This is a genomic window from Streptomyces sp. Q6 (assembly GCF_036967205.1).
Taxonomy (GTDB): domain Bacteria; phylum Actinomycetota; class Actinomycetes; order Streptomycetales; family Streptomycetaceae; genus Streptomyces; species Streptomyces citrinus.
The window spans coordinates 172,787-191,488 of record NZ_CP146022.1 but is presented as its reverse complement, the minus strand read 5'-3'; the positions used below and the strand labels follow the sequence as shown (position 1 = coordinate 191,488).

Genomic DNA, 18,702 nt, shown 5'->3' with positions numbered 1-18,702 from the left:
TATCCCCGCTACCAGTCGCGTCGGTCGTACCTTGCCTTGGCTGCCCGTCGGCAGACAGCGCTTCCGACCGCCACGCAGAAACTGATCAGTGTGGCCGTGCCCCATCGCGCGTCGGTCATGACGCAGCCATAGGCCGCGATGCACGTGGACAGGGTCATGAAGAACGTGATCGTGCAGATCATCCGCAGCGGGACCAGGTACCACATCGGCTTGACTTCGCCCGCGGACATGGCTCGCCGAGTATGACCGGCGCGTTCTTCGGGCTCCACGTCAGTGGCCATGTCTCGGACGATGGCGGCGAACCGCCGATCGATGTCCGCGTCCGAGGAATCCGGCTTACCGTCCTCACCCACGATGAACCCCGTCTCGCCGGCCGGCGTCGAAGCTTCCGATCCTCCCGTCGCCGGGTTGTCTCGTCAATGTCCTTCGCCGGAGGGGTGGTTGGACGACCCGGCGGTCGAACCGCCTCCGGCCGCCTCCGCGCCCACGTCCTGTCGCGGGCGCGGAGGCAGGGCCGTAGGTGGTACGGATCCCGCTCGCTCGTTGACGCGTATCCGCCGGTGCGTGGTGTTGCTGCTCAGCGCCTCGTCTCGTACCTGGTCAGGACCACGCCGCCGGGAAACGTCCGTGTCTCCACCAGGTTCAGGTTCACCCAGCTGTCCAGCGTGGCGAAGAACGGTGTGCCGCCGCCCACCAGGACCGGATGCGTGGCGATCTCGTACGCGTCGATCAGTCCGGCGCGCAGGGCCGCCCCGGCGAGGGTCGCGCCGCCGATGCTCATGGGGCCGCCGTCCTCGGCCTTGAGCCGGGTGATCTCGGCGATCGCGTCACCGTTGACCAGGCGGGTGTTCCAGTCGACCTTGTCGATCGTCGAGGAGAACACCACCTTCGGCGTGTCGCGCCAGGTCCGCGCGAACTCGATCTGCGCAGGAGTGGCGCCCGGCTGTTGGTCGCCGGTCGGCCAGTAGGAGCTCATCGTCTCCCACAACTTGCGCCCGTACAGGGACAGGCTGCTCGCCTGCTCGTGGTCGAGCCACCACTGGAACAGCTCGTCGCTCGGCGGCCCGCCCCAACTGATGTCGTCCCCGGCCGCGGCGATGTAGCCGTCCAGGGACAGGTTCATGCCGTAGATCAATTTCCGCATGGCCCAGCCTTCCGCTCATGGGTGTCCGTCGTGCGGACCGGCGCGACGCGGGAAACTCATCCATGTGCGGTCAGGGAGCGCCGGTAGTCCTCGTGCTCGGAGTTCAGGGTCGTGCCCTCGGTCGACGCGGACAAGTCGGCTGATCTGGACCTCGACCGCGTCAGCTCTGAAGGCACCCGAAGGCGGTCCGCCTACCGGGCCTTCTCGACGCGGGTGGTCTCGCTGTCCAGGGGAGTGCCGTCGGCGCCGGTCGGGACGATGTCCGGTACGGGAGTGCCGTGTTCATCGACCAGCGTGGAGTGGGCTTCGCCGGGGGCGAAGGCGTGGCGTTGCCCCCACTGCCGCAGGGTGACGACGACGGGGAAGAGGTCGCGGCCGGCGTCGGTGAGCACATACTCCTGGCGGCGGCCCGACGGCGCGGTGCGCTGGGCGAGAAGCCCGTACGAGATGAGCTTGCGCAGACGCTCGGTGAGGATGTTGCGGGCGATCCCGGTGCGCCGCTGGAACTCGGTGAACGACCGCGCCCCGTCCATCGCGTCGCGGATGACCAGAAGGCTCCACCGGTCGCCGACGAGGTCGACCGTGCGGGCGACAGGGCAGTCCGGGTCGGTCCAGTCCGGCTGCGAGGCGCGCGTGGTGGTGCGCGGCATGACACCTCCCAATGAGTTGCGAATTGAAACCAGCATGCCCTAACGTCGAAACGGTTGCAATTCGCTACTGATTGGGGTTGGGGCGCGATGGACGTATGGCGGCGACTGCTGCTCGCGGCGGTGTGCGGCCTTGCCGTGGCCGGCATCTATGCCGCGCAGCCGGTACTGGAGCCGATGGGACGGGATCTCGGTGTGTCGACAGCGCACACGGGGTGGATCGTGGCGATCGGTCAGTTCGGCTACCTGGCAGGGCTGGTACTGCTCGTGCCGCTCGGCGATGTCGTTGCCCGCAGGCGCCGGCTCATCGCCGCGCACCTGGCCGTCACCGCGGCGGGCATGACGCTCACGGCCGCGGCGTCAGCCGCGTGGATGGCGTTCGCGGGGCTCGCGACAGCCGGGATGTTCGCGGTCGTCGTACAGACCACGGTCGCGTACGCCGCATCCGTCTCGCCGCCTGCCGAACGCGGGCGGAACATCGGCTTCGTGACCTCAGGTGTGGTCGTCGGCATCCTGGGCGCGCGCGTCGTCACCGGCGCACTTGCCCATGTGTGGGGCTGGCGGAGCGTCTACGTCGTACTGGCGGAGCTCTCGCTCGGGCTCGCGGCTCTCGTTCTCGCCGCCCTGCCGTCGGAGGAACGTCCCGGCCGGCCTGCGGGGTACCGGCAGGCCGTCGCTTCCCTCGGCCAGCTCTTCGGCCAGCGCCTGTTGCTGACGCGGGGACTCATCGCGTTCTTCTTGTTCGCCTCCTTCGGAACGCTGTGGAGCGGCCTGTCCCTGCCGCTCACGAGCGCGCCGTGGTACCTGAGCGAAAGTCAGGTCGGACTGTTCGGCATCGCGGGGCTCGCAGGCGCCCTCGGCGCCGCACGCGCGGGACGGTGGGCGGATGCGGGACGGACGACTCAGGTCGCCGGTCTCGCGCTTGTCCTGCTCGTCCTCTCGTGGGCGGCGATCGCGCAACTCCCCTCGGCGCTGGGGTTTCTCATCGTCGGCATCGTGGCCCTCGACTTCGCGGTCCAGGCCGTCCACGTCAGCAACCAGCACCTGCTCACCACCGCGCATCCGGAACGCACCAGCAGCGTCATCGGCGCCTACATGGTCTTCTACTCGCTGGGCTCCGCCCTTGGGGCCACCGCGACCACGGCCATCTTCGCTGTCCACGGCTGGGCGGGTTCCAGTCTCCTCGGGGCGGGATTCGCGGTCTGTGCACTGGCCGTCTGGGCGATGGGCGGGAGGTTTCCCCGCGACGGCGCGTACGTCCGTCGGCTCGGGGCTCAGCGAGCACGAGTGAGCCGTGAGGGGGCGGGGCACGTCGGGCGGTGACCGACGGTCGCGAAGCCCTGGCCGGCGAGGGCGCCCTGCGTGAGGGTCTGCCGCGTCCCGCGGTTGATGGTTGTAGGTGGGACCCGCGGCGCGGTGTGGCGAGCGCGTTCACCGGGCCTGATGGCCGCGGGCTTACGTGGTCAGGTGCGGGCCGGTTTCGCGGAGGAGGTGGACTCCCAGGCGGCCTCGATGATGCGCCAGATCGGGGATGAGCGGTTCGTGAGGCGCCCGGTCGGTGACTGCCCGTGTGAGGCGTTGCTCGAAGTCCTCGTCCTGCTCGAACACCAAGGCCTCTTTGGAGGCGAAGTGGGAGAAGAGCGTGGTGACGGCCACGTCGGCCTCGGCTGCCACGTCGCGGATGCCTACCGCGTCATACCCACGCTCCAGGAAGAGCCGCAGGGCGGTGTCGGCGATCTTCTGGCGGGTCATGGCCTTTTTGCGCTCACGGCGTCCGCTCGGCACGGTCATGGACTCACGCTCTTCCGACGGTCGACCGCGAGGGATGAGCCGAAGGCCGCGAGGCCATCGGGCACGCCCGCGACGACGCCGGCCTCACCGGCACGCTGTGCGTCGCCGGCCACGGCACCTGGCTCTGCCTCACACCGTGACGGCCTCTCACCCGCCGCAGTTCCCCGTGCCTCTCGTACGCATCGATCGTGAGCCGCTTGCGGCAGAGCCCTCGGCAAGCGGCTCGTGTACAAGTCGGCTGCCTTTCCAGCGGTGCGGGTCCTCGACCTACGGCAGGGGCCCCGCACCCTCCCCCTACGTGTGCCGGAGTCGATGCGTCGGATGGCGGTCCGGGCGGCTGAGGAGGGAGCCGAGCCAGCCCAGGGCGAAGCCGACCGGCACGGTGATCACGCCGGGCGCCGTCAACGCCGTGAGGTGGAAGTCCAGTTGAGGGAAGACGGCGGTCGGGGCGCCCGAGACCATCGGGGACACGGCGGTCAGGCCGAGGCTCAGCAGGGTGGACCCGTACAGGCACCACAAGGCTCCCCGGGCCGTGAAGCGCGGCCACAGCAGGGAGTAGACAAGGACCGGTGCGAGGGCTGAGGCTGCCAGGGTCGCCGCCACGGTGGACAGCACCAACAGCGGCCACTCGCCCGCTAGTACGGCGAGAATCATGGCGACCGCACCGATGACCGGAGCCGTCCAGCGGGCCAGAGCGGAGACCGCTCCAGGACGTACGTCACCGTCGTGCAGGGCATGGGCGTACAGGTCGTGGGCGACCGTGCGCGCACCGGCCAGGACGACATCCGCCACCGTCGCCAGCGCGGCCAGGAAGACGGCGCAGGCCACCGCCGACAGGAGCAGGCCACCCCCGTCCAGCGCGGCGGCGAGCGACAGGGCCGCGCCGGCCGTGGGATCGGCGCCCGCGAGGCCGGCCCCGCCGACCACCGCGGCGGCGCCGAAGCCGACCACCGCCAACAGCGCCGAGATCACCAGCATCTGGCCGACCGCCCAGCGCATCGCCGGCCGGGTCTCCTGCGCACGCCGCACGCCCAGGACACGCATCGTGACCTGGGGCAGACAGGCGATGCCGAGCGGAAGCGCGAGCGCGGTGCCGAGCTGGTTCAGGACACCGACGGCGTCGGAGCCGTACTGCACACCGGAGCCGAGCAGCGCCTCCCCGAATCCGCTCCTGTCCACAGCGGCCGCCAGCAGCCGGTCCGGGTCCCACGAGAACCGGCGCAGGACGACGAGGGCCAGGGCCGCGTACACGAGCAGCAGGACGACGACCTTCACGATCTGCACCAGCGCGGTGCCGCGCAGACCGCCCGTCACGGCGAGCGACACCATGAGGACCCCGACGATCACGACGCACGCCGTCCTGGCGCCGGGGCCCGACAAGCCGAGGACACGCGCGGTCATCGCTCCGACCGCGGACAGTTGGAGGACCAGGAAGCACAGGCACACCAGGAGCGTCACCAGGGCGAGGCCGACCCGGACCGAAGGGCCGGGCAGCCGGTGCGCCACCGCGTCGCCGATCGTCCGCCGACCGGCCCGGCGCAGCGGCTCGGCGAGCACCATGGCCAGCAGGACCATGCTCAGCACCATGCCCAGGAGCAGCATCATGCCGTCGTGCCCGGTGACCGCCACCATCCCCGTGATCGCCATCAGGCTGACCGAGGACATGCCCGTACCGCTGATCGCGAGGCCCTGCTGCCACGGCTTCAGCCCGCTGCGCGCCGCGTCGCCCTCGGGGCCGTCGCCACCGTCCTCGGAGCCCGAGTTGGTCACCACACAGAGCAGGCCGCAGAGGGCCATGAAGACGAGGACCCCGACCACCGTGCTCGCCTGCGAGTCACCCACGCTCATGACCACAGCTCCTGACTGCCCGTCACATCGAGGCGTTCGGTGTCCGGGGACCCGAGGCGATCCTCGTGGTGCCCCGAGCGGACCGACGCGACGAGCATGGCCGCCACCAGCGCGGCCATCAGGCACAGGCCGGTGCTCAGATGACCCACGACCCGCGTCCTCATCAGGCCGGGGAAGAAGGCCGAGATCACGACGTACGCGAGGTAGCCCGTCACCACACCCCAGGCGTGGCGGTGCTGCGGGCGCGGACGGCCGGTTCGTAGGGGGCGGTGCGGCGAATTCACGAAGGCTCCACGGAAGTTCGTCAGGGGCCGGGCACGGACGTGGCCCGGAAGGTCAGGAAAGGGGGCGGCCGCGGCGACACGCTGTGCGGTGTCTCCGTCGCGCGGACGATGTGGGGGCCGCCCCGCCCGCCCTGGTCAAGGTGCGTGGTCACCGGCGACCAGGGCAGCATGGCGGCGGCCCCGCGGCACGTCCAGCGCGCGGACGCCGTCCGGCACGCGCCGGGTCCATCGAGTGTCGGGACACAGATTTCCGGCGCGTGGACTGTGCGGGCTCACACCCGGCCCGGGTAGTTCCCGCGCTGCCTGCCCGAAGGCTTCTCCACCGGGGCGGTCCGGCCCGTGATCAGCCCTGGTCTTTGTCCGTGCCATGCCCAACAATGCCAGCACCTGAGAGCCGGCAGCCGTGAGCAGTGGAGGGGACCTTGGAGGCATCGCGATACGGAACGATCGGCGCCGCCCCCGCCAGACCCGCGTCGCCCGCCGACGGCGCCCGGCCGCCCGTGCCGGAGTCGGCCGTCAGCGACCCGCCCCAGGTCGACGCCGTGCTCCAGCGAGCCGCCACCGCCCTGCTGGGCCGGCTCTCCACTCTCGTCGACCGGTCCCTGGCACGGCTGCGGGCCGAGATCGTCCATTACTCGAGTCCGCTGCTCGCCCCACCGGAGGTCGCCCACTCGACGCACGTGGCACTGGAGGTCGCCGTCGGTTCACTCGCCCACCCCGAGCGGTTCGCCGAATCCGGCGAACGGGCCTGGGCGGTGGGACGCAAGAGGGCGGCCCAGGGCATTCCCCTCCTCGCGGTCACGCAGGCGTACCGGATCGGCGCCTCGGTGATCTGGGACGGCCTCGTCGAGGCCGTCATGGAGGAAAGCCCGGAGGACGCGCAACTGCTCGTGTACGCGGCGAACGACTTCTGGCGCTGGGTCGAACGGGACATGAACCTCCTCAAGGAGGCGCACCGGGAACGCACGGTCGGGCTCACCCGCGACGACGCGCGCAAACTGCTGCCCGCTCTGAAGGCGCTGCTCCGCGGTCACAGCGACCCGGTGGACCTGTCGGGTGCCGCGGTCATCCTGGAACTGCCGCTCGTCGGCCGGTACGCCGTCGTCCGGCTCGGCGGAGCGGCGGCGGAACGGCCCGCCGAGGCCCCCGTCCGGCAGGAGGTCGGCGGCCTCCAGCTCAACTGGTGCCCCTACGCCGACGGACAGGTGGTGGTCGCGCTGCTGCGGGACCGGCCGGTGGAACAGCTGCGCGAAGCCGTGCCCGTGGGGGCCGGTGTCCGGGGCGGCCTGAGCCCGGTCGTGGACGGTCTGGCCGGGCTGCGCCGGGCCCGCGAACTCGCGGAACTCGCCCTCGGCACCTGCACGCGGGACGGCGAACTGGCCGCCCTGGAGGACCGCATGTCCGCCGGATTCGTCCTGTCGCGGCCCGACCTCGCGGGGGAGCTCATCACCCGCACCCTCGGCGAGGTGATGGCCTTGGAGGCGACGGACCGGCGGATTCTGATGGAGACCCTGGAGGTGTGGTTGGACTGCCAGGGGTCCGCCGGGCAGGCAGGCACCCTGCTGTACTGCCATCGCAACACCGTGCTGAACCGGCTGCGCCGGCTGGAGCGGCTCACCGGGCGCCGCCTGGACCACCCCCGGGACCTCATCGACCTGGCGCTGGCCCTCGACGCGTACCGACTCAACGGCGCCGCCTGACGAGGCAGCGGGGCGCCACCGCGCCGGTGAGCATGCCGGGCACCGTCACCGTGAGGGTGCCCGGCGCCGTGGGGGCGCCGGGCACCAGGGGTCACGCGACCGCGTTCTGGGCCCGGTCGAAGTTGGGCGGCCATGAAGCCATCGCCACGTGGCCGACGCAGCCCGCCCAGATGGTGCGCGCGCCGTCCAGCATCGCGCTCACGTCCGGGTTGATGAGCTCGTCGCAGCTGGACCACACGGCGGTGTACGTCGTCGGCCCCGGCGTCTCGTCACCGGAGTTCAGGGCCCGCATGAACGGGCTGTACACGGCGAGGTCCTGGCACGCCGGCTGGATGGCGCAGCCCTCCACCCCCAGGCCACCGTGGTTGGCGCCGGCGATCGAGACGAAGTCGTCGACGTACTGCGTGCCCCCGAGGAACTTCAGGTACCAGCGGACCACCGGCGCACCCATGGAGTGGGTGACGATGTCGACCTTGGCCGCGCCGGTCCTCGCCCGCAGCACGGCGACCTCGTCGACGACCTCGGCCGCGCTCTCCTCCAGGCTCTGCCAGGTGTTGTAGTTCATCATCTGCAGCGAGCCGGGGTCCCAGCCCTCCCGCTCGAAGTCGGCGATCATGTCGGTCCAGGTGAGAGGCCCGTCGAGGTAGATACCGTGGACGAACAGCACGGGGTCGTGGGCGGCGGCCTGCGCGGGCGCGGCCGGCAGGAACAGGGCGGCCAGGGTGCAGACGACCGTCAGGACGGCTGCTGTGACCGAGGTGAGGATTCTTCGCATGGGGCGGCTCTCCTCAGGTGAGGAAGGGGGAGGGGCACAGGGCGGTGAGCGGGCCACTGCCCGGTGCGCGGCACGCCGGGATCCCCGTCCGTCGGGTCGGGGCGCGGTGCCGTGGCTGGAGGCTAGGAGCGCCGGAGCCGCTCCCACCAGGGCTCGGACACCGGTCGGCGGCGGTCCGGACGAAGCGTGTTCGCGGGCACACCCCCGCCGCCGACCGCACTGTCGCCCCGCCCCTTGACGACACGAGAACGGCCCCGCGCGGCGTCGAGCCGTGCGGGGCCGTCGGCCTCGGTGCGCGTGTCTGAGAGCGGGGAGAGTTCCGGATCAGTCGCGCGCGGCCAGGTACTCGGCGACGGCCGGGACCTCGGTGGCGTCCTGGACGGTCTTCAGACCGCCCGGCACGCCTGCCGCGGGCCGCAGGACGTAGCTCTTGCGGCTGGGCGACTTCGCCGGGTCGGAGAAGTCCAGCACGCTGCCCATGCCCTTGTCGAAGCGCTTGAGGGTGCGCAGACCGGCCGTGATGCCCGCCCGGCTGAGGTCCTTGGCCTCGCAGGCGGCCTTGAGCGCCTCGACGAGCACCGCGCCGTTGGTCGTGCCGACCTGGACGCCGACGTTCAGCTCCTCCTTCGGGTACTTCGCCCGGTAGTCCTTGACGAGCTTCTTCACCCCGGGCAGGTCACTGCTGAGCGCGGGCACGCCGCCCGTGACGTAGAGCATCTTCTCCAGGGCGGGCTTCGCCGGGGTGGCGAGCAACTGGGGTACGTAGGCGGCGGCGTGCGCCAGGACCGGCACCTTCAGCCCGGTCGCGGCGGCCACACCGACCAGCGAGGCGGTCTGGCCGGGGGTGCCGGCGAAGACGATCGCCTTGACCTTCGCGGCGCCGAGCGCGGTCACCTGCGCGGTCATGTCGGTCTCGGTGGGCTTGACGGTCCGTACGACGAGGTCGAGGCCGGCCTTCTTCGCCGCGAACCGCACGCCCTCGGCCGCGTTCTCGCCGTACTCGCCCGGCTGGTGCACCAGGCCGATCTCGTCACCGGACTTGAGCCCCTGCGTCCGCACCAGCCAGTCGACGCCGTTGATCATGTCGAGGTCGTAGGTCGTGCTCATCACCTGGATGTGCTGGTGCCCGAGGCTGGAGGCCGCGTTGCCGCCGACCATGGTCACGAGGCCGTCGCGCTCGATGGAGTCGAGCAGCGCCGCCGTCTGGGCGGAGCCCAGCAGCGAGCCCAGCGCCGCGACCTGCGGCTGGACCTCGGCGTAGGCGGCGACCGCCTTCTGCACGTCGAAACCGTGGTCGCGGACGACGAGCTTCAGCTTGCGGCCGCACACCCCGCCCGCCGCGTTGACCTGGTCGACGTAGAGCTGCGTCGCCTGGAGGGAGGGCTTGCCGAGGGGCGCCGCCGGGCCCGTGAGGTCGGTGATGATGCCGACTCTGATGGCGTCGGCGGTCACGCCGGGTCCCGTCTTGACGCCACCGGCGTTCGTGCCGTCCGCGGAGGAGCCGGTCTTGCCGCTGCAACCGGCCAGTGTCAGGACGAGCGAGACGGCTACGGCGGCGGTTCCGAGGTGCGTGCGGTTCATGAGGTGGGCTCCTTGAGGGTGGTCCCGCCGGCGGTCTTCGCGGCGGGGGACTGGGGGAGGACGCTCGCCCGGAGACTCCGGAGGGCCCTCGGCAGGGAGGGGCGGGACAGGGAGGCCAGCCCGCCGGGGAAGAACAGCAAGGTGAGGACGAGGGCGGCGCCGTACAGGTAGCGGGCCGCGTCCACCGATCCCAGACCCGGCTCCGTGGACCCCGGCGCGACCACGAGCGGCAGGGCGTCCGCGTAATGGGTGAGCAACTGCGGCAGCACGGTGACGAACACCGCGCCCGCGGCCGCACCGGCGACCGAGCCGAGACCACCGATCACGAGCATCGCCAGGAAGTCCATGGAGAGGGAGAGTCCGAAGGTGTCCGGCACGATGCGCTGGTACGCCAGGGCCAGCAGGGCCCCGCCCGCACCGGCGTACATGGAGGAGACGGTGAACGCCGCGGCGCGGAAGCGGCTGGCCGGCACACCCATCACGGCCGCGGCGACCTCGCTGTCACGCAGCGCGCCCATCGCCCGGCCGGGCCGGCCGAGCAGCAGGTTCCGCGCCGCCAGGTAGGCGGCGACCACCAGCACCAGACCGAAGTACCAGAGCCGTTCCAGTCCGCCGAACGGGACGCCGAACACGCTGAAGCCGTCGGCGGTGTCCGCCAGCGAGAGTCCGAAGAACTCCATCGGCGGCACCGAACGTCCGTTGAAGCCACCGGTGACCGGGGTGGCGTTCACCAGCACGTGCTGTCCGACGAAGACCAGGGCCAGCGTCGCCACGCCCAAGTACATGCTGCGCAGCCTTCCCGAGAGGGGGCTGAAGACCGCCCCCGCGGCCCCCGCGAGCAGGACCGCGGCCAGGAAGGCGAGTGACGGTGGCAGGGACAGACCGGTGAGGTCGTGGCCGTCGCCGGTGTGCGGGGCGTCCGCGCACCACGTGTATCCGTACGCGCCCACCGCCAGGAAGAAGGCGTGGCCGAGGGAGAGTTGGCCCGCCGTACCGGACAGCAGGCTCAGGCCCAGCGCCGCGATCACCGCCGCCATCGCGAACAGACCGGTCTGCAGCCAGAACGCGTCGAGGTAGAACGGCGGGACCAGCAGCAGGACCAGCCCCACGGCCGCCACGGGTCTGCCGGGGGCGGACCGCAGGCGGGCCAGGACGCCCGCGGGCCGCTCCGCGGACAGGGAGGCGAGGGCGGGAGTGGAGGACTGTGGGTCAGACACGTGTGCGCTCCTTGGATCCGAGCAGGCCCTGCGGTCTGGCCATCAGGACCAGGACCATCACCAGGTACGGGACGATGTCGCCGAGGCCGCCGCCCAGCAGGTCGAGGTGCTGCTGGTAGCCGACCGCCGCGGCCTCGGCCATGCCCACGACCAGGCTGCCGAGCAGCGCGCCGCCGACGGACCCGAGCCCGCCGAGGACGGCGGCCGGGAACGCGGCGAGCGCGATGTGGCCCGTGGTCCGGTCGAGGCCGGGGGTGGGGAAGGCGGTCAGGAACACGGCGGCGACCGTGGCCATCAGCCCCGCCAGGGCCCACGCGCTCAGCCGGAGCCGGCCCCCACGTACGCCCATCAGCGCCGCCGCCTCCTCGTCGAGGGACATCGCACGCATCGCGAGACCCCAGCGGGACCAGCGGAAGGCGGCGACGAAGACGCCGACCAGCAGGAGGGCCACCACGAGGCAGGCGATCCGGCTCTGAGGCACGGTGATGCCGCCGAAGGAGACCACCGCCGCGCCCCAGGGATCGCCGGAGCGCAGGACGTCGCCGCCGATGCGTCGGGCGAGTTCGGTCAGCAGCAGGATGTCCACGCCGATGGTGAGGATCGTCGGCACGGCCGGCCCCGACCGGCGCATCCGACGCAGGAGCAGCGCCTCCAGCATCGCGGCCGCTCCGGTGCCGGCCGCGGCGACGGCCACCGCGGCGACGAACCCGAGGGACGCGTGCAGCACCGTCACCAGATAGCCCCCGAGCAACAGCAGGGAGCCGTGGGCGAAGTTCACAACGTGCGAGGCCTTGTGCACGAGGTTGAAGCCGAGGGCGATCAGCGCGTACACGGACCCCAGGGCCAGTCCGTCGAAGCCGGTCTGCAGCAGGGTGTTCACGGGGTCTCCTCCGAGGCCGGTTCGGCGGCTGTTCCGTCGTCGGCGCTGTCACCGGCGGTGCCGAGATAGGCCCGCACGACGGCCGGGTCGCGTTGCACCCGCTCCGGGGCGCCGCCGCCTATCCGGCGCCCGAAATCCAGCACGGTCACCTCGTCGGCGAGCCGCATGACCATCCCCATGTCGTGCTCGACGATCAGGATCGAGATGCCGAGGGCGTCCCTGATGTCGGTGATGGTCCGTGCCATGCCGACGCGCTCGGCGGTGTTCATCCCCGCCACCGGCTCGTCGAGCAGCAGAAGCCTCGGCTCCATGCACAGGGCGCGTGCCAGTTCGACGCGCTTGCGATCGCCGTACGAGAGCAGGGCGACCGGTGTGTCGAGGGAGGCGCCGAGTCCTACGAACGTCCCGATCTCCCGCACCCGTTCGAGGTGCCGTCGCTGCTCGCGGACGGCGCCGGGCAGACGCAGGGCCGTCGCGGCGAAGCCCGCCCGGGTGAGGGTGTGCCGGCTCAGCATCAGGTTGTCGGTGACCGTGCCTGCGGTGAGAACGATGTTCTGGAAGGTCCGTGCCACGCCGAGGGCGGCGATGCGGTGCGGCGCGAGCGCGGTCAGCTCGGCCTCACCGAACCGCACGCTGCCCTCGCTCACCCCGTAGATGCCGGACAGCACGTTGAACGTGGTGGACTTGCCCGCGCCGTTGGGGCCGATGAGGGCGTGGACGGAGCCGGGCGCGACGGTGAAGCCGACGCCGTCGAGCGCGGTGAGACCGGCGAACCGTACGGTGACGTCTTCGACGATCAGGGCGGGAACGTCCGGCGTCGTCGGCCTGGTGACCGGCGCGCGCCCGGCGGAGCGGGACGGGAGCCGGAAGGGGAGGGAAGAGAGGCGGCTCATCCGACCCACCTGCTCAGCGTCCGGGGCCCCGCGGTGACCAGCCCTGCCGCCGCCTCCGGTCCGCCGCCACCCTCCCCGTCGCTGTCTCTGCTACCGCGTCCGTCGCTGTCCTGGTCCCGGCGCTCACCTAGGTAGAGCCGCCGGACCTCGTCCGAGCGGGACAGCTCCTCGGACGTGCCGGACAGTCCGACCCGGCCGACCTCCAGGACGTACGCCTCGTCGGCGAGTTGGAGCGCGAGCGCGGCGTTCTGCTCCACGAGCAGGACACCCACGCCCTGCTCGTGGATCCGCCGCACGATGCCCGCGATCTGCTCGACCATCTGCGGGGCGAGCCCGAGCGACGGCTCGTCCAGGAGCAGCATCCGGGGACGCGACATCAGGGCCCGGCCGAGCGCCAGCATCTGCTGCTCGCCGCCGGAGAGCAGCCCGGCCGCTTGCCGTCTGCGCTCGGCCAGGACGGGGAAGAGGGAGTGGACCTGCTCCAGGGACTCGCGGTACGCGCCCCGGCCGTGCCGGCCCGGTCCCAACTGCCCGGCGCGCAGGTTCTCCTCCACCGACAGCGCGGTGAAGACGCGCCGCCCCTCGGGTACGTGGACGATGCCCGCGGCGACGACGTCGGCCGCCGACCGGCCGGTCGACGGCACGCCGTCGAAGGCGACCGTGCCGCGTCGGACGGAGCCGCCGTGGAGCGACAGCGTGCCGGATATCGCCCGCAGCAGCGTCGACTTGCCCGCGCCGTTGGCCCCCAGCAGGGCGACGACGGCGCCGTCGGGGACGCGCAGGGAGACGCCGTCCAGAGCGAGTACGGAGCCCCCGTACACCACGGTGAGGTCGTCGACCTCCAGCGCGGCCGGGGGAGGGATGGGCGGTGGTGAGGCGTTCATGAGCGCACGCTTTCGACGAGGGGCAGGACCCCGGATCGGGGAGGCAAGGGCGTTTCCGGCGGTGGACCGGCGCGCCGCGGTGACGCGGTGAGGGAGGGCGAGGGGGAGGCATGGAAGCCGTACCGGTTCCGTACGACGTCAGGGACATGTCGGCCGGACGCCGTCGGGTGGGCCACCGGCTGGGAGCCGGTCGGTGGCTGGATTATGGAGATCGCCGTTGCCCGTAGTCCACGGGTGACCAGCGGGTATGTGGGCGCCGGCCATGAACGTGTGCGCCCGCACAGGAATCCGCCGGGCTTCCGTTGTGGGGGCACACGACAAGGCGACCGGGCGGGCGCGGCGGACCGTCCGGGGGAGTGGCACGGAGCGCGAGACCGGAGGCCGACGGAGCAGAGGCGGCGGCTCGGCCGCGGCGGAAGTCGGCCCTGAGCCGGCACAGGGCCGTGCACACGTGGATGGCTCCGCGAAGACACGAACGGCCGCCCCTCTCCGCTATCGACACGGAGCCGGCGGCAGCCGGGGGCGACGGGAACCTTCGATCCGGAGGGCGCCATCGGCCTGCGCGGCTTCGGCTACCAGTACGCCGTGGAGGCAACGCCTGAGGCCCCGGTCACCGACCGGTGACCGGGGCCTCGGACATCAGCGGCCGTCAGGCGACGGCGTTCTCGGTTCGGACGAAGTTCTGCGGCCAGTTCACCATCGTGACGTGGCCGAGGCAGCCGGCCCAGATGTTGTCGGCACCGTCGAGGAGCGCGGTCGAGTCGGGGTTGAGGAACTCGTCGCAGCTGGACCAGAGGGCGGTGTAGGTCGTCGGACCGGGGGTCTCGTCCCCGGAGTTGAGCGCTTGCAGGAACGGGCTGTACATGAGCATGTCCTGGCAGGACGGCTGGACGGGAGCGCAGAACTCCGTGCCGATCCCGCCGTGGTTGCCGCCGGCGATCGAGACGAAGTCGTCGACGTACTGGGTACCGCCGAGGAACTTCAGGTACCAGCGCACCATGGGCGCACCCATGGAGTGCGCGACGATGTCCACCTTCGCCGCGCCCGTTCGGGCACGCAGCGCGGCGACCTCGTCGACGACCTCGGCGGCGCTGTCCTCAAGGCTCTGGGCGGTGTTGTAGTTCATCATCTGGAGCGAGGCGGGATCCCAGCCCTCCCGCTCGAAGTCGGCGATCATGTCGGTCCACGTGGTGGGTCCGTCGGTCCAGACGCCGTGCACGAACAGCACGGGGTCGTGGGCGGCGGCCTGAGCGGGCGCGGCGGGCAGCGCGACGGCGGCGGCGAGTGTGCAGACGGCCATCACGACGACGGCGCGGACTCTCCGGGCTCTGGCGAGAAAACTTCCCATGGGGCGGCTCTTTCTCAGTGCGATGGGGGAGGGGCGGGGAGACGCCCCGCCCGTGTGCGCTTCGAGACAATGCACTGATCAGAAGTGCCGATCCAGGGGGCGGCCGAGGGCACGTCCCCTCCCCGCGCAGGTGTGTGGCCGGGCACAGCCCAACTCCTCACAGCTGTGTGACCCGGCCTATTGCGAGGTGCCGTATGGCGTGGAACGCGCCGACGCTTCGTGCGCCGACGCCGATGCCGCCGATGCAGGACGCTCGGCGTTCAGGTAGGAGGGTGCTCCGGCAGTTCCGACAGCAGCGCAATGGCGGTGAACTCAGCTTCTGTGAGCCGTAGTTCGTCTCTCTCCAGAGCGCCTCCCCGTAGTTCTGGCTGAGGCGTTTCCGCGCTATCGACACTTGCCGCTCGGGAGCGGAAACGGCGCGGTGGCCGACCTATCAGGACAGGTTGAGATCGTGCAGCCGGGCGACGCCGCGCGTGGCGTGGTGGACGCCGTCACCTTTGAGACGGCAGTCGCGGAGGACCTTCCCGGTCTTCCTGCGGGCGAGGGTGTGCTCGACGCGGGCGCGGCCCTGCTTGTGGGAACGGTTGTGTTGTCGTTTCCGATCCGTGGTCGTCGCGGGCGCACACTCGTTGGTGGTCGTCGCAGGCGTAGCGAAGGGGAGGGCTTCTCGATCCCAATGGCACTCAGCGGCAGTACAGTTGGGGCACTGAAGGAGCAGAGGAGCCCGGTGGGTACAAGAGGCGGCGACGTTGATGGTCACGGCTCACGGGCCGCGACCATCAGGTGGATCCAGAGTGGGCTGTTCGGAGTCGTTGTTCTGTTGGTCGGATTCCGTGTCTGGGAGCGGCACCACGGCGGCGCGTCCAGCTCGATCGTGTTCGGGCTGATGGGCGTGGCGGCTCTGTCCATCGGTGCGCTGGAACACCATCGGGCGAACGCTGCCGGACGACCCCGCTGACTCGCCTCCCCATTGGCTGAGGGCGCCGGTCCGGGCCCCGGTCCGCGTCGGCCGGACTGTCATGGCGGCGTGGCACACTGGCGGCTCAGACAGCGGTGAACGGGGGGGGGATCCGGTTGGGTCTGGAGATCGAGAGCAGACCTTCGGAGCTGCCGTACATCGAGCGGGTCTGGCGCAGCCGTAGCGATGGGGTCAGCCGGATGACATCGATCGCGGCATCGCACTGGGAGCTCGTCTTCTGGGAGCACGAGGGCAGGGTTCAGGCGATCGTGCTGGGTCCGGAACCCAGCGCGTGTCCGGCTGACGTCCCCGAGGGCGCCACGTTCTTCGGTATCAGCTTTGCGCTGGGCACCTCGATGCCGCACATACCGATCAGCCGGCTCGTGGGCAGTAGCGCGGAGATACCCGATGTGACGCGGCGCTCCGTCTGGCTGAAGGGCTCTGCCTGGCACCTGCCCGATTACGACAATGCGGAGGCGTTCGTACGGCGCATGGTGCGTGAGGGCATCGTGGACCGCGATCCGATCGTGCTCGCCGTGCTCGCCGGCGCCGCCCCCGATGTGTCCGGGCGCACCCTCCAGCGCCGCTTTGTCGCGGCGACGGGCCTCACTCAAGGCGCCATCCGGCAGATCCACCGCGCCCGTGAGGCGGCGGTACTGATCCAGGAGGGGACGCCGGCTCAGGACGTCGTGCACCGACTGGGCTACTTCGACCAGCCGCATCTGGCGCGGTCCTTGACCCGGTACATCGGCCGGACCGCCACTCGGCTGAGCCGCCCGGACATGGCCGAGCCCCTGTCGCTTCTGTACAAGCCCTCGTCCTTGATGCCCGCATAGGTTTCCTGACGTGGCCGACGGGGTCGGCTCGCCCGGTCGCAGGGCCGTCCGGGCGTAACCGGGCAGGTGGCCCGGAACTCATCACGGAGGAATCATGCGCAAGGTCGTTTCGAGTCCGTTCATCTCGCTCGACGGTGTCGTCCAGTCCCCGAACGAGTGGCAGTTCGCCTTCGACGAGGAGATGGGAGCGGCGCTGGGGAAGGCGCTGGAGACCGCGGACACGATTCTGATGGGCCGGGTGACCTTCACCGAGTGGGCCGGGTACTGGCCGACGGTGACCAGCGGCGAGGACGCCGGTTTCGCCAAGTGGATCAACGATTCGCCCAAGTACGTCGTCTCCTCGACGCTGGACAGCGTCGAGGACTGGGCCAACAGCACGCTCGTCGACGGCGATCTGACGGCCGCGATCGAGAAGCTCAAGGCGGGCGAGGGCAAGGACATCACCGTCGCGGGCAGCCCGACGCTGGTGCGTTCCCTGCTGGAACTGGATCTGCTGGACGAGCTGGTGCTGCTGATCCACCCGGTGGTGGCCGGTGAGGGCCGAAAGAAGCTGTTCGAGGACGACGCCGCTCTGAAGAAGCTGGAGCTGGTGAGCGCAGAGCCCACCAGTAGCGGCGTGATCATCGCGACCTACCGCCCGGTGCGCTGAGCGCGGGTCCAAGGCGGTGGCAGAGGGGCCACCTGTTCCTAGGAGGCGCGCGGTGGTACGCCCTCAACGACGGCGAGCCCGCCCAGGGCGTCCGGACCGCGACAGGTCGTCGCCGCGCCCTTCGGCGACGTCGGAGTGCCGATCATCGACCCGGCGGACATCGCTGAGGTCGCGGCCGCCTGCCTGCTGGATGACCGGCACGCCGGCGGCATCTACGAGCTGACCGGTCCGGAAGTGATCACTCCGCGTCAGCAGGCGGCGGCTAGCTGTATTGACCCGCAGGGTTGTTGACGCGGGTGATGGGTGGCTGGCCGCCGAGTGCGGTGTGGCTGCGGTGGTGGTTGTAGGTGTGCAGGAAGTCTGCCAGGGCCGCGGTGCGTTCGTCGTTGGTGGTGTAGAGCCGCTGGTAGGCCCATTCCTCGAGCAGGGTGCGGTTGAAGCGTTCGACCTTGCCGTTGGTCTGGGGCCGGTAGGCGCGGGTGAGCTTGCCACTCGCGCCGAGTTCGGCCAGGACGTTCTTCCAGGCCAGGCCCTTGCGGTAGGCCCAGGCGTTGTCCGTCAGCACGCGTTCGATGCGGGTGATGCCCATCTCGGCGAAGAACGCGGCCGCGCGGGTGAGGAAGGCCGCGCAGGTCGCGGCCTTCTCGTCCGGGTGGATCTCGCTGTAGGCGAGGCGGGAGTGGTCGTCGACGGCCGAGTGGATGTAGTCGTAACCCATGTTGTTGCGGGTGACGCGGCCGGCCTGGCGGCCCAGGGCCTTGTGGCCGCCGCCGTCGGGAATCCGGCCGAGTTTCTTCACGTCGATGTGGATCAGTTCGCCGGGCCGGTCGCGTTCGTAACGGCGGATCACGGTGCCGGTCGGCCGGTCGATCCAGGACAGCCGGTTCAGCCGGTGGCGGGTCAGAACGCGGTGCACGGTCGAGGCGGGCAGTCCCAGGATCGGGCCGATCCGGGCCGGCCCGAGCTTGCGGTCGGTCCGCAGCCGGCAGACGTCGGCCTCGATGCTCGCCGGGGTCCGATGCGGTGTCGTCAAAGGCCTGCTGGAGCGGTCGGCCAGGCCCGCCCCGCCCTCGGCTCGCCACCGCCGGAGCCATTTATGGGCGGTCGCCCGCGAGATGCCCATCTCGGCGGCGACATGGGCGACGGGACGGCCGGACGCGACACGTTCGACCAGCAGGCGCCTGCCGTGCACGGTCAGCCGGGCATTACGGTGGGACACGAAGACCTCCGTGTGGTGCAGTCCTAGACAGCTCCACCACACCGGAGG

General features: G+C 71.2%; 17 protein-coding genes and 3 pseudogenes. 5 read left to right on the top strand and 15 right to left on the bottom strand.

Features of this window, described 5'->3' with window-relative positions:
* Positions 1 to 8: 8 nt before the first annotated feature.
* From V2W30_RS01000 to V2W30_RS00990, 3 genes are all read right to left on the bottom strand, one after another.
* Positions 9 to 353 (bottom strand): hypothetical protein, encoded by a 345-nt coding sequence (locus V2W30_RS01000; protein WP_338692800.1) that lies wholly within the window; start codon positions 351 to 353, stop codon positions 9 to 11.
* A gap of 224 nt (positions 354 to 577) precedes the next feature.
* Positions 578 to 1,144: a dihydrofolate reductase family protein gene (locus V2W30_RS00995; RefSeq protein ID WP_338692798.1), complete on the bottom strand. Its 567-nt coding sequence runs from the start codon at positions 1,142 to 1,144 to the stop codon at positions 578 to 580.
* Between the two features lie 191 nt (positions 1,145 to 1,335).
* Positions 1,336 to 1,794, bottom strand: coding sequence for a helix-turn-helix domain-containing protein (locus V2W30_RS00990; RefSeq protein ID WP_338692796.1), 459 nt, complete (start codon positions 1,792 to 1,794; stop codon positions 1,336 to 1,338).
* An 87-nt stretch (positions 1,795 to 1,881) separates the two neighbouring features.
* On the opposite strand from V2W30_RS00990, the gene V2W30_RS00985 reads away from it, so the two are divergent.
* Positions 1,882 to 3,114 carry an MFS transporter gene (locus tag V2W30_RS00985; protein WP_338692795.1) on the top strand — a complete coding sequence of 411 codons (1,233 nt, stop codon included), beginning with the start codon at positions 1,882 to 1,884 and terminating at the stop codon, positions 3,112 to 3,114.
* Between the two features lie 198 nt (positions 3,115 to 3,312).
* Here V2W30_RS00985 and V2W30_RS00980 read toward each other — a convergent pair.
* The 3 genes and pseudogenes from V2W30_RS00980 to V2W30_RS00970 form a co-directional block, all read right to left on the bottom strand.
* A pseudogene (locus V2W30_RS00980) lies at positions 3,313 to 3,582 on the bottom strand (TetR/AcrR family transcriptional regulator); the annotation flags it as partial.
* Positions 3,583 to 3,876: 294 nt separating this feature from the next.
* A complete protein-coding gene (locus V2W30_RS00975; protein ID WP_338692794.1) occupies positions 3,877 to 5,430 on the bottom strand; it encodes a sodium:solute symporter family transporter in 1,554 nt (517 codons plus the stop codon).
* Positions 5,427 to 5,648 carry a hypothetical protein gene (locus tag V2W30_RS00970; protein WP_338692792.1) on the bottom strand — a complete coding sequence of 74 codons (222 nt, stop codon included), beginning with the start codon at positions 5,646 to 5,648 and terminating at the stop codon, positions 5,427 to 5,429. Before V2W30_RS00970 ends, V2W30_RS00975 begins: the two co-directional genes overlap by 4 nt.
* 488 nt (positions 5,649 to 6,136) lie before the next feature.
* Between V2W30_RS00970 and V2W30_RS00965 the strand changes: the two genes are divergently transcribed.
* Positions 6,137 to 7,414: a helix-turn-helix domain-containing protein gene (locus tag V2W30_RS00965; RefSeq protein WP_338692790.1), complete on the top strand. Its 1,278-nt coding sequence runs from the start codon at positions 6,137 to 6,139 to the stop codon at positions 7,412 to 7,414.
* 91 nt (positions 7,415 to 7,505) lie between these two features.
* On the opposite strand, the gene V2W30_RS00960 is transcribed toward V2W30_RS00965, so the two are convergent.
* The 8 genes and pseudogenes from V2W30_RS00960 to V2W30_RS00925 all read right to left on the bottom strand — a co-directional run.
* Positions 7,506 to 8,189: a lipase gene (locus V2W30_RS00960; protein ID WP_338692789.1), complete on the bottom strand. Its 684-nt coding sequence runs from the start codon at positions 8,187 to 8,189 to the stop codon at positions 7,506 to 7,508.
* A 324-nt stretch (positions 8,190 to 8,513) separates the two neighbouring features.
* Positions 8,514 to 9,770 carry an ABC transporter substrate-binding protein gene (locus tag V2W30_RS00955; protein ID WP_338692787.1) on the bottom strand — a complete coding sequence of 419 codons (1,257 nt, stop codon included), beginning with the start codon at positions 9,768 to 9,770 and terminating at the stop codon, positions 8,514 to 8,516.
* Positions 9,767 to 10,987, bottom strand: a complete 1,221-nt coding sequence (locus tag V2W30_RS00950) for a branched-chain amino acid ABC transporter permease (RefSeq protein ID WP_425244462.1) — start codon at positions 10,985 to 10,987, stop codon at positions 9,767 to 9,769. Before V2W30_RS00950 ends, V2W30_RS00955 begins: the two co-directional genes overlap by 4 nt.
* The gene (locus tag V2W30_RS00945; RefSeq protein WP_338692785.1) at positions 10,980 to 11,867 is read right to left on the bottom strand and encodes a branched-chain amino acid ABC transporter permease; all 888 of its coding nucleotides are present in this window, start codon (positions 11,865 to 11,867) and stop codon (positions 10,980 to 10,982) included. The genes V2W30_RS00950 and V2W30_RS00945 overlap by 8 nt, the downstream gene beginning before the upstream one ends.
* The gene (locus tag V2W30_RS00940; RefSeq protein ID WP_338692784.1) at positions 11,864 to 12,760 is read right to left on the bottom strand and encodes an ABC transporter ATP-binding protein; all 897 of its coding nucleotides are present in this window, start codon (positions 12,758 to 12,760) and stop codon (positions 11,864 to 11,866) included. The genes V2W30_RS00945 and V2W30_RS00940 overlap by 4 nt, the downstream gene beginning before the upstream one ends.
* On the bottom strand, positions 12,757 to 13,644 hold the full coding sequence (locus V2W30_RS00935; RefSeq protein ID WP_338692782.1) for an ABC transporter ATP-binding protein: 888 nt from the start codon (positions 13,642 to 13,644) through the stop codon (positions 12,757 to 12,759). Before V2W30_RS00935 ends, V2W30_RS00940 begins: the two co-directional genes overlap by 4 nt.
* Before the next feature lie 649 nt (positions 13,645 to 14,293).
* Positions 14,294 to 14,992, bottom strand: coding sequence for an esterase/lipase family protein (locus V2W30_RS00930; protein WP_338692780.1), 699 nt, complete (start codon positions 14,990 to 14,992; stop codon positions 14,294 to 14,296).
* Positions 14,993 to 15,425: 433 nt separating this feature from the next.
* Positions 15,426 to 15,596, bottom strand: a pseudogene (locus V2W30_RS00925) (IS5/IS1182 family transposase); the annotation flags it as partial.
* Between the two features lie 470 nt (positions 15,597 to 16,066).
* Here V2W30_RS00925 and V2W30_RS00920 point away from each other — a divergent pair.
* From V2W30_RS00920 to V2W30_RS00910, 3 genes and pseudogenes are all read left to right on the top strand, one after another.
* Positions 16,067 to 16,786 (top strand): helix-turn-helix transcriptional regulator, encoded by a 720-nt coding sequence (locus V2W30_RS00920; protein WP_338692778.1) that lies wholly within the window; start codon positions 16,067 to 16,069, stop codon positions 16,784 to 16,786.
* A 94-nt stretch (positions 16,787 to 16,880) separates the two neighbouring features.
* Positions 16,881 to 17,435 carry a dihydrofolate reductase family protein gene (locus tag V2W30_RS00915; RefSeq protein WP_338692776.1) on the top strand — a complete coding sequence of 185 codons (555 nt, stop codon included), beginning with the start codon at positions 16,881 to 16,883 and terminating at the stop codon, positions 17,433 to 17,435.
* Between the two features lie 99 nt (positions 17,436 to 17,534).
* A pseudogene (locus V2W30_RS00910) lies at positions 17,535 to 17,699 on the top strand (NmrA family transcriptional regulator); the annotation flags it as partial.
* Here the strand turns inward: V2W30_RS00910 and V2W30_RS00905 are convergent.
* Complete coding sequence (locus tag V2W30_RS00905; RefSeq protein WP_338692774.1) at positions 17,698 to 18,654, bottom strand: IS481 family transposase; 957 nt, start codon at positions 18,652 to 18,654, stop codon at positions 17,698 to 17,700. The pseudogene V2W30_RS00910 and the gene V2W30_RS00905 sit on opposite strands and share 2 nt — an antisense overlap.
* Positions 18,655 to 18,702: the final 48 nt, after the last annotated feature.

Coding starts and splice junctions, on each gene's coding strand:
- V2W30_RS00930 (WP_338692780.1), bottom strand. CDS start 14,992: ATGGGAAGTTTTCTCGCCAGAGCCCGGAGAGTCCGCGCCGTCGTCGTG.
- V2W30_RS00915 (WP_338692776.1), top strand. CDS start 16,881: ATGCGCAAGGTCGTTTCGAGTCCGTTCATCTCGCTCGACGGTGTCGTC.
- V2W30_RS00975 (WP_338692794.1), bottom strand. CDS start 5,430: ATGAGCGTGGGTGACTCGCAGGCGAGCACGGTGGTCGGGGTCCTCGTC.
- V2W30_RS00995 (WP_338692798.1), bottom strand. CDS start 1,144: ATGCGGAAATTGATCTACGGCATGAACCTGTCCCTGGACGGCTACATC.
- V2W30_RS00935 (WP_338692782.1), bottom strand. CDS start 13,644: ATGAACGCCTCACCACCGCCCATCCCTCCCCCGGCCGCGCTGGAGGTC.
- V2W30_RS00960 (WP_338692789.1), bottom strand. CDS start 8,189: ATGCGAAGAATCCTCACCTCGGTCACAGCAGCCGTCCTGACGGTCGTC.
- V2W30_RS00955 (WP_338692787.1), bottom strand. CDS start 9,770: ATGAACCGCACGCACCTCGGAACCGCCGCCGTAGCCGTCTCGCTCGTC.
- V2W30_RS00985 (WP_338692795.1), top strand. CDS start 1,882: ATGGACGTATGGCGGCGACTGCTGCTCGCGGCGGTGTGCGGCCTTGCC.
- V2W30_RS00940 (WP_338692784.1), bottom strand. CDS start 12,760: ATGAGCCGCCTCTCTTCCCTCCCCTTCCGGCTCCCGTCCCGCTCCGCC.
- V2W30_RS00990 (WP_338692796.1), bottom strand. CDS start 1,794: ATGCCGCGCACCACCACGCGCGCCTCGCAGCCGGACTGGACCGACCCG.